The following is a 10,266-nucleotide window of genomic DNA, read 5'->3' as shown; positions in this document are numbered from 1 at the left end:
GCCACCCCGGGTGCTGACTACGGCACCCCGGTCTTCGACAAGGGCGTCACCTACGACCCGGTTGCCGGCACGATCACGGTGCCGGCAGGTGTCGACAGCTTCACGGTCACCTACCCGACGGTCGACGATAAATTGATCGAAGGTAACGAAACCCTGACGGTGACAGTTGAAGGCGTGGTCGGCACGGGCACCATCATCGACAACGACTTCAATAGTGCGCCGACGATTGTGAGTGGCGGCACGACGGTGTCGGAAGAGGGCTTGCCGAAGGGTTTGCCGGATAACACGGGAGTGAGTGACACGACGAATGCCAAGCAGTCTGCGGGCAAACTGACGATCAGCGATGTCGATGGTAATCCGATCAGCGTCACGCTGACGGCGCCGCTGGCGGTGCTCAGTTCTGGCGGTCAGGCGCTGACCTGGTCGGGTAACGGCACGCAAACCTTGATTGGCAAGGTGGGCAATGAGGAAGCGGTGCGCATCACGATTGATAACGACGGCAATTACCAGGTCAGCCTGAGTAAACCGCTGGATCATCCGGTGAAGAACGTTGAAGACACCCTTAGTTTCGAAGTGGGTGTTCAGGCCAGCGATGGCGCGCTGAGTGGCTCCGGCAAGCTGACGGTGACGGTCGAAGACGACATGCCTTTGCAGGTCAATCCGGGTAACAACATCGTGGTCGACGTGCCGCAGATCATCATTGGTGGTTTGCAGGCCGGCTGGATCAACCCGGTGTTTGAATCGGGAACGGGCCAAGTCACACAGAGCAATACCGATACTGACACCTATATCGACAAGCTGATGTGGGGCACGGCGAGCAGCGGCTCGGGGCAGTCCGGTTACAGCCTGGTGGATAACGCGGCTTTTGCCGGCAGCGGCATGGTGGTGACACCGGGTAGTGTGTTCAAGCTGGCAGAATTCACCCACCACAACTGGCCGGTCAACTCCAATTCCTCGACCTTGGACAAGGTCACCATGGAAATGAAGATGACCGTGATGATCGATGGCGTGCTTACGCCGATCACCTTCCAGGTTTTGCTCGACCATACCGAAACGCCGAATACGAATGGGGCGACGGATCCGTCCTCGCGCGACATCGTGACCCTGCCGACGCAGGATGTCACGGTGCAGATCAATGGCCAGCACTACGTTTTCCGCCTGGAAGGTTTCAAGGACAAGAACGGCAATCTCGTCAATACGATTTACACCGACGAACAAGCCAACAACGTCTTTGATATCTACGGCAGCGTGCGTTCGACCGACAGCCTGCCAAGCATCAGCGGCACGGTGCCGATCGAAGCCGGCGCAGATGGTCTGGGCAGCTTTGCCTGGGGCAATCTGACGAGTCCTTATGGCACCATGACAGCCCATCCGGATGGCAGCTACAGCTTTGTGCTCAACCGCGAAACCCGCGACAGCCTGCAGCCGGGGCAAACCCTGAAGCAAACCTTTACCTATACGGTGACGGACAAAGATGGCGATGCGGTGCAGAACACGCTGACCATCGACATCGGCACGCCGAAGGTGATTAACCCGGGCTGGACGATTACCGCGACCGTGTCGGAAGAAGGCTTGCCGGGCGGGATTCCCGATACGGCCGGGGTTTCCGATACCACCAATAGCGCAACGACCTCCGGTTCGCTGGCCATACCGGGTATCGACGGCAATCTGGAAATTACGCTCGGCACACCGAGTGTGGCGCTGACTTCCGGCGGTGCCGCCGTGACTTGGGCCCATGCTGGCAACGGCACCCTGGTCGGCAGCGCCAATGGTGCAGAAGTCATTCGCATCAGCGTCGATAGCCAGGGGCATTACCAGGTCACGCTGAGCAAACCGCTGGATCATCCGGGCAAGGGTGTCGAAGATACCCTGAAGCTCGATCTCAGCATCAAGGTCAGCAACGGCAGTGCGACGTCGACAGGTACTTTGAGCGTCGTCGTGGAAGACGATATGCCGACGGTGCAGCAAAACCATGTGCAGGATATCGTGGTGACGCAGAACACCAACCTGATGATCGTGCTCGACAACTCGGGCAGCATGGGTAGCGGTACCAATTCACGCATGGAAATTGCGAAGAGCGCCCTGAAGAACCTGATCAACACCTACGATAGTTACGGTGATGTGATGGTGCAGTTGGTGACCTTCTCCAATCTGGGGGTTGCTCTGAGCCCGGTTTGGTTGAGCGCAAGCGATGCGATTGACTTGCTGGGTAGCGTGACAGCTACGAATAACACCAACTACGACGCCGCCTTGGCCCAGGCCATGAGCTCTTGGCAGACCGCCGGTAAGCTGACGAGCGTGCCGCCGGGCGGCACGCTGCAAAACGTCGTGTATTTCTTGACGGATGGCGATCCGAATGCCGGGGACGGAAACAGTAATGTTCTCGCCAACAAATACGCCAGTGGTGACAGCGGTATTTCTGCAGCAGAAGAGAAGCTCTGGGCCGATTTCCTTAATGCCAACAAGATTACTTCGGTCGGCGTGGGTGTGGGATCGGGGGTGGATCTGAGCAAAATCCATCCGGTGGCTTACGATGGCGTGAAGGGGCAGAACACGAACGCCATTTTGGTGACCAACGACCGTGATCTGGACAAGGCGCTGCAGGCAACGGCCGTGCCGGCGGGTTCTGGCAACCTGCTCGATGGTACGGTGGGCGCTGCGGTGGGGGCAGATGGCGGCCACATCGGCGTGATCTCGGTGGGAGCAGTGGGCGACCGCAGCACCTACACCTGGAACCGCACGACGGACACGATCGTGTTGACCAAGGATGTCGGTGCCACCAATACGCACAGCTGGGATGCGGCGACCCACGTGTTGACCATCACCACGGAACTGGGCGGCGTCTTCAAGATCGATATGCAAAGCGGTCAATACACCTACCAGCCTTCGGCCACCATGACCGGGACGGCACAGGAAATTCTCGGTGTTACCGTGGTCGACAAGGACGGTGATACGGCTAGCGGCCAGCTCACCTTCAATGTGTCGCGCGATGCGGGTAATGAAATCACGGGCACGACGAGCGGCGATACGCTGACCGGCACGTCAGGTGATGACATCATCAGCGGTTTGGCCGGCAATGACACGCTGTACGGCGGTGATGGCAACGACCGCTTGTACGGTGGTGCGGGCAATGACGTGCTCAACGGCGGTAATGGTGATGATGTTCTGGTGGGTGGTGCCGGTAATGACACCCTGTGGGGCGGTGCCGGTAACGATACGCTGACCGGTGGCCTCGGTGCCGATACCTTTGCTTGGAGTCTGGCGGATGCCGGTAGCAAAGGGGCGGGGCGTGCGCTCGACAGCATTACCGACTTCGATAGCCGTGCCTTCGCTGCCGGTGGTGATCGTCTCGATCTGCGCGATTTGCTCACGAGTGAAAACACCGGCAATCTGCAGAACTACTTGGACTTTGACACGACCAGCTCCAGCGGCAATACGATCATCCGTATTTCCACGACGGGCGGTTTTTCGGGAGGTGCCTACAGCGCCAATCAGGAAGATCAGCGTATCACCCTGGAAGGGGTTAATCTGCGCAGCGACCTGGGCTTGGGGGCAAATGCTTCCGACCAGCAGATCATCAGCGAGCTGCTGAACCGCGGCAAACTGGTGGTGGATAACTAAGGTCGAAGCTTCCTGGGTGTCCAAGTGGCACCCAGCCATTAAAAATCCCCGCTACGGCGGGGATTTTTCTTGATGCGTGCTAACGCAGATGGCTTTCAAGGGCAGCCTTTAACTCAGGGTTTTGCGCATTCTTTCCAGATCCGGAATGTCGATGCTGCGCCCATTGACGACGATCAGGCCGTCGGTGGCGAGTTCGTGCAGGATGCGCGAAAAATGTTCTTGGGTGAGATTGAGGCGCGAAGCGATGACGCCTTTGGTGGTGGTGAGCGACACGGTGGCGGAGCGGATCTCGGGTTCGAGCGGTGGCAGTTCGCGCAAGAGGTAATTCATGATGCGCTCTTTGCCGGAGTGCAGAGAATAGGCTTCCATGTCGTGCATTGCCTGGTGCAGGCGCATGGCCATGCTGGCCAGCATTTTGCGGGCGAGTTTGGGGTCTTTGTCCAGCTCTTCGTAGAGTGCCGCCTTTGAAATATGCAGCATTTGGGCATCTGCGAGTGCCTGGGCGAAAACGATGTAGGGCGTGTCCATGAACATGATGGCCTCGCCAAAGGTTTGCCCGGCAGGAATGATTTCCACCACTTTTTCATTGCCTTGTGCCGAGGTGAAAGCGAGTTTGATCTGGCCCGAGAGCAGCATGTGAAAACCCAGACAGGGGTCGCCTTTGTGAAACAGGATGTCGCCTTTGGCAACGCGTATTTCCCGCGTGCCGCGCGCAATACGCTCGATTTCTTCCGGCAACATGCTGGAAAACAAAGGCAGGCGGCCGAGCAGGGCGGGGATGTCCAGGTTGGAAGGGGTGTTCATGATTTTTGATTTATATGAAGAAATGCGAGTGTGGCTGGATCGGGACGGATTTGCAAGCTAGGGCGGCCGAGCCTGGGGTCAACGCAAACCGGCGGTCGAAACCGCCGGCTGGAACGGGGTGCGGCAAAGGAATTAGACGCAGGCACCGTCTTCGTTGGCACCTTCAGCAGCGGGTTTTTTTACCTTGATGAACTGTTCGCGCGAAACGCCCAGCCACATCACCAGCGGGCTGGCGACCAGCACCGAGGAATAAATGCCGAAGCAGATGCCGATGGTCAGCGCCAGGGCGAAGTTATGCAGGGTTTCGCCGCCGAAGATGAGCATGGAGAGCACCATGACTTGAGTCGAGCCGTGGGTGATGATGGTGCGGCTGATGGTGCTGGTGATGGCGTGGTCGAGCACCTGCGGGGTGGTGCTGAGGCCGCGGATTTTCTTGAAGGTTTCGCGCACCCGGTCAAAAACCACCACCGATTCGTTCACCGAATAGCCGAGCACGGCGAGTACCGCCGCCAGCACCGACAGCGAAAACTCCCACTGAAAAGCGGCGAAAAACCCCAAAATAATGATCACGTCGTGCAGATTGGCGATGATGGCCGAGACCGCAAAGCGCCATTCGAAACGGAAAGCCAGGTAAATGATGATGCCGACGATGACGACAAAAAGCGCCATAGCCCCGTTTTCGGCGAGCTCTTTGCCCACTTGTGGGCCGACATACTCCACGCGCTGCAAACTCGCTCCGGGCGCGCCGCTGGAGAGCGCCTGCATGACGGCTTCGCCTTGTTTGGCGCTATCTTCGCCCGTGCGCAGCGGCAGGCGGATCATCACGTCTTGCGAAGAACCGAAATTTTGCACCGAGTAATCGGCAAAACCGCTGGCCCCCAGAGTGTTACGGATTTTATCGAGCTCTGCGCTTTGTTCGTATTTGACTTCGATCAGCGTGCCGCCGGTGAATTCCACCGAAAGATGCAGCCCCTTGGTGGCGAGAAAAAATACGGCGAGCAGAAAAGTGAGCAGCGAAATGACATTGAACACCAGCGCATGGCGCATGAAGGGAATGTCTTTTTTGATGCGGAAAAACTCCATGAGTCTTGATCCTTTATCGGTTCTCTAGAAAAGGCCGGGCGATACGCAGTGCGTCGTGGCGCAGCGAAAATTTCAGGTGATGGGTAGCGTCGGTGTTTAGCCTTGTTTTCTGCCGCCAACGGTGGCCAGGCCCTCTTTCCAGACGGTGCCCACAGCGATCTTGGTGAGTTTTTTCTGGCGCCCGTAAATTAGGTTGATCAGGGCGCGTGAAATCACTACGGCGGAAAAGATCGAGGTCAGGATGCCCAGGCAGTGCACCACGGCAAAGCCGCGTACCGGGCCGGAGCCGAAAATGAGCAGCGCCAGGCCAGCGATCAAGGTGGTGATGTTGGAGTCGAGAATGGTGGCGAAGGCACGATCGTAACCTTCGGCAATCGCCGCTTGCGGGGCGAGCCCGGCGCGCAATTCCTCGCGGATGCGCTCGTTGATTAGTACGTTGGCATCAATCGCCATGCCCAGCGTCAGGGCGATGGCGGCGATGCCGGGTAGCGTCAAGGTGGCCTGCATCAGGGAGAGTAGCGCCACCAGCAGCAACAAATTGGAGGCCAGCGCAATGACCGAAACCAGGCCCACCACTTCGTAGTAAAGAATCATGAATACGGCAATGGCAACAAAACCCCACAGCGTGGCGTGAAAGCCGCGGTTGATGTTTTCGGCACCCAGCGAGGGGCCGATGGTGCGTTCTTCGATGATTTCCATGGGCGCGGCGAGCGAGCCGGCGCGCAGCAGGAGCGCCACGTCGTTGGCTTCGCTGGTGCTCATGCGCCCGGAAATCTGCACCCGGCCACCGCCGATTTCGGTGCGGATGACCGGCGCGGTGACCACTTCGCCCTTGCCTTTTTCGATCAGCAAAATGGCCATGCGTTTGCCGACGTTGTCGCGGGTGATGTCCTTGAAGATGCGCGCGCCGGCGGAGTCCAGCGTCAGGTGTACGGCGGCTTCGTTGGTCTGGCCGTCAAAGCCGGGTTGGGCATCGGTCAGGCGGTCGCCAGTCAGCACCACCTGCTTTTTGACCAGCAAGGGTGAGCCGCCGCGCTCGGTGTACAGCTCGGTACCAAAGGGCACGTTGCCCGCCAGACCGGCTTCCAGCGCGCCGGGGTTGTCGTCTACCAGGCGAATTTCCAAGGTGGCGGTGCGCCCGAGAATGTCTTTGGCCTTGGCCGTGTCCTGCACGCCCGGCAGCTGCACGACGATACGATCGGCACCTTGTTGCTGGATCACCGGCTCGGCGACGCCCAGCTCGTTGATGCGGTTGTGCAAGGTGTTGATGTTTTGCTTGATGGCGAATTCGCCGATTTTCTTCAAGGCTTCCGGTTTCAGGCTGGCAATCAGGCGCAAATCGTCGCCTTGGCCGACTTCGGCGAGCGCGAGATCGTCATGGCTGCCTGCCAGGGCTTTTTTTGCCGCATCGCGGGTTTCGCTGTCGCGGAAACGAATGACGATGCGCTCACCATCGCGGCTGATGCCCGCGTGGCGCACGTTTTTGTCGCGCAAGAGGCTGCGCAGATCGGCGGCGGTGGAATCCAGGCGTTTCGTGGCAGCTCCCGGCATATCGACCTGCAAGAGGAAGTGCACGCCGCCGCGCAGGTCCAGGCCCAGGTACATGGGCAGGGCGTGCAGGCGGGTCAGCCATTGCGGCGAGGCCGAGAGCAGGTTGAGCGCAATGACGTATTGCGGATCGGCGGCATCCGGGTTGAAAGCGCGTTCGATGGCATCCTTGGCCCTCAGCTGGGTGTCGGTGTCGGCAAAGCGTGCTTTGACGCCGACGCTGTCGAGCAAAATGCCGTCGTGGGTAATGTTGGCGGCCTGCAAAGCGTTTTCGACGCGCGCGCGGGTGCCGTCATCGATTTTCAGGGTGACCTTGGCGCTGGATACCTGCACCGCTGGCGATTCGCCGTAGAAATTGGGCAGGGTGTAGATGAAGCCGAGGATTAACGCGACCAGGACGAGAATGTACTTCCAGAGGGGATAGCGGTTCATTGCGGGCGGTGCCAGTGAAGAACGGAGAGTGGAGCAGCGAGAGGCTCGCTGCTCGGCTATCGGCTCTTACAGCCCTTTTAGCGTGCCTTTGGGCAGAACGATGACGACGGAGGGTTTTTGCACCACGACCTCGACGCCATTGGCCACTTCGACGTGCACATAGGCTTCGCCCACCTTGGTGACGCGCCCGGTCATGCCGCCACCGGTGACGACTTCATCGCCTTTTTGCAAAGCGGCGAGCAGCGCCTTGTGCTCTTTGGCCTTTTTCATTTGTGGGCGAATCATCAAAAACCACAGCACGCCAAACATCAGAATCATCGGCAAAAGCTGCATAAAACCGCCGCTGGCGTCAGCAGCACCTGCCGTTTGGGCGTAGGCAAGACTAATCATCGAGGTTGCTCCGGGTAAAAATTTTGAAACGGATGATTCTATCACTGCCCGCAAGATCGGTCTGCGGCAAAGCGGCAGGCCCAGGACTGAAACTGGCTGTTTTCAATCGCGGCGCGCATTTCGGCCATGATGGTCTGGTAGAAGTGCAGATTGTGGATGGTGTTCAACATGCCGCCCAGGATTTCGCCGTTGCGGAACAGGTGGTGTAAATAGCTGCGGCTAAATTGCGTGCAGGTCATGCAGGTGCAAGAGGGATCGAGCGCTCCGGTGTCCTGGCGGTAGCGGGCGTTTTTGATTTTTACGTCGCCAAAACGGGTAAATAAGTGGCCATTGCGGGCATTGCGGGTGGGCATCACGCAATCGAACATGTCCATCCCCTGGCGGACGGCAAAGACCAGGTCTTCTGGCGTGCCGACGCCCATCAGGTAGCGCGGCTTGTGTACAGGCAGGCGCGGTGCGGTGTGGGCCAGTACGCGCGCCATGTCTTCCTTGGGTTCGCCCACCGAGAGGCCGCCGATGGCCATGCCGTCGAAGCCGATGTCAGTGAGGCCGGCAATCGATTCGTCGCGTAAATCTTCGTACATGCCGCCCTGCACGATGCCGAACAAGGCATTGGCGTTTTCCAGGCGCTGGTGTTCGTCGTGCGAGCGTTTGGCCCAGCGTAGCGACAGGCGCATCGATTGGGCGGCCTGCTCGTGGCTGGCCGGGTAGGGCGTGCATTCGTCGAAGATCATGACGATGTCGGAATTCAAGACTTTCTGAATCTGCATCGAAATTTCCGGCGAGAGAAAAAGCTTGGCACCGTCGTGCGGCGAGCTGAACTTGACGCCTTCTTCGCCGATTTTACGCAGCGCCCCGAGTGAAAACACCTGAAAGCCGCCGGAATCGGTGAGCAATGGTTTATCCCAGTGCATGAAATCATGCAGGCCGTTATGGGCGGCGATCACTTCGATCCCCGGGCGTAGCCAGAGGTGGAAGGTATTGCCCAGACAGATTTGCGCGCCGATGTCGTGCAGGCTTTGCGGCGTCATGGCCTTGACCGTGCCATAGGTGCCGACCGGCATGAACACGGGGGTTTGTACCTGGCCGTGCGCCAGCGTCAACGTGCCGCGCCGCGCCGCGCCGTCAGTTTTGTGTAGGTCAAATTGCATCGGATCTCTCCAGAAGCATGGCATCGCCATAGCTGAAAAAACGGTAGCCTGTCGCGACCGCATGGGCATAAGCGGCGCGGATGGCAGCGTGGCCGGCAAAAGCCGAAACCAGCATGAGCAAGGTCGATTTCGGCAGGTGGAAGTTGGTCAAGAGGCGATCGACTGCCTTGAAGCGGTAGCCTGGGGTGATGAAAATATCGGTTTCGCCCTCTCCGGCGCGAATTTCGCTTGCGTTCTGCGCGGCGGATTCGAGCGCGCGCAGGCTGGTGGTGCCAATGGCAATGACCCGTCCGCCGGCGGCGCGAGTCGCAGCGACCGCCGCCGCTGTGGCCACAGGAATTTCGTAGCGCTCGCTGTGCATGCGGTGTTCGGAAAGCCTGTGCGCCCGCACCGGGCGATAGGTTCCGGCGCCGACATGCAGGGTGACAAAGGCGCTGTTGATGCCTTTCTGGCGTAAAAGCGCCAGCATGTCGTCGGTGAAATGCAGGCCTGCCGTGGGCGCAGCGACGGCACCCGGGGCGCGGGCGTAAACCGTTTGGTAACGGGTTTCGTCGGCGGCATCGGCCGGGTGTTCGATGTAGGGCGGCAAGGGGAGTTGGCCGTAGGTTTCGGCCATTTCCCAGAAATTGCCCGCCGAGCGCAACTCCAGCACGAACAAATCATTGTCTTTACCGGCGCGCGCGCGCATGACGACGTCGAAGGCGTTGGCCAGGCGCAAGTGGCTGCCGGGTTTGGGGGCTTTGCTGGCGCGGATCTGGCATAGCGCCTGGCGTTCATCGAGGATGCGTTCGAGCATGACTTCCACCTGCCCGCCGCTTTCCTTGTGGCCAAAAAAGCGCGCCTTGATGACGCGTGTGTCGTTAAACACGAGCAGGTCGCCGGTGCGCAAAAAATCCGGCAAGGCGCGGAAAGTCTGGTCGCATAAGGTCTTGCCTGCGACATGCAGCAAACGGCTGTCGCCACGTTCGGTTGGCGGATGTTGGGCGATCAGCTCCGGGGGGAGAAAAAAATCGAAATCATCGACAGATAAAGCGGACATGCGTTACTCGAAAACCAGGGTCAGCACTCTGCGCCGACGCGTAAAAATTGCGCATGATACGGGAAAGTGTGCTCAGGGAAACATTGCGGAAAACCGCAAATTGTCTGGCGTGCAAACGAAGACTATGATGCGCGCTTGCGCTAGGAATTTTCCGGGTTTTGTATTTGCCCCAAAAACCGCTTCTGCCTTGCGCGCTGT

The 10,266-nt window shown here is 59.1% G+C and carries 7 protein-coding genes; 1 reads left to right on the top strand and 6 read right to left on the bottom strand.

The features are described 5' to 3' along the window. The coding region (locus tag ACM62Q_RS02805; RefSeq protein ID WP_415033458.1) for a type I secretion C-terminal target domain-containing protein at window positions 1-3,621 on the top strand (3,621 nt) is incomplete at its 5' end. A gap of 108 nt (window positions 3,622-3,729) precedes the next feature. Here the strand turns inward: ACM62Q_RS02805 and ACM62Q_RS02800 are convergent. The 6 genes from ACM62Q_RS02800 to queA all read right to left on the bottom strand — a co-directional run bounded on the left by ACM62Q_RS02800 (window position 3,730) and on the right by queA (window position 10,068). Continuing rightward, window positions 3,730-4,425 carry a Crp/Fnr family transcriptional regulator gene (locus ACM62Q_RS02800; protein WP_415033457.1) on the bottom strand — a complete coding sequence of 232 codons (696 nt, stop codon included), beginning with the start codon at window positions 4,423-4,425 and terminating at the stop codon, window positions 3,730-3,732. 132 nt (window positions 4,426-4,557) lie between these two features. Beyond that, window positions 4,558-5,508, bottom strand: coding sequence for a protein translocase subunit SecF (gene secF, locus ACM62Q_RS02795; protein ID WP_415033456.1), 951 nt, complete (start codon window positions 5,506-5,508; stop codon window positions 4,558-4,560). Between the two features lie 96 nt (window positions 5,509-5,604). Further along, window positions 5,605-7,488, bottom strand: a complete 1,884-nt coding sequence (gene secD, locus ACM62Q_RS02790) for a protein translocase subunit SecD (RefSeq protein ID WP_415033455.1) — start codon at window positions 7,486-7,488, stop codon at window positions 5,605-5,607. 66 nt (window positions 7,489-7,554) lie between these two features. Further along, window positions 7,555-7,878, bottom strand: coding sequence for a preprotein translocase subunit YajC (yajC, locus tag ACM62Q_RS02785; RefSeq protein WP_415033454.1), 324 nt, complete (start codon window positions 7,876-7,878; stop codon window positions 7,555-7,557). A gap of 41 nt (window positions 7,879-7,919) precedes the next feature. Further along, on the bottom strand, window positions 7,920-9,029 hold the full coding sequence (gene tgt / locus ACM62Q_RS02780) for a tRNA guanosine(34) transglycosylase Tgt (RefSeq protein ID WP_415033453.1): 1,110 nt from the start codon (window positions 9,027-9,029) through the stop codon (window positions 7,920-7,922). Continuing rightward, window positions 9,019-10,068, bottom strand: coding sequence for a tRNA preQ1(34) S-adenosylmethionine ribosyltransferase-isomerase QueA (queA, locus tag ACM62Q_RS02775; protein WP_415033452.1), 1,050 nt, complete (start codon window positions 10,066-10,068; stop codon window positions 9,019-9,021). Before queA ends, tgt begins: the two co-directional genes overlap by 11 nt. Window positions 10,069-10,266: the final 198 nt, after the last annotated feature.

The organism is Azonexus sp. (assembly GCF_047638095.1).
Lineage (GTDB): Bacteria > Pseudomonadota > Gammaproteobacteria > Burkholderiales > Rhodocyclaceae > Azonexus.
The sequence above is the reverse complement of the archived record's forward strand: the minus strand, read 5'-3'. Positions and strand labels throughout refer to the sequence as shown.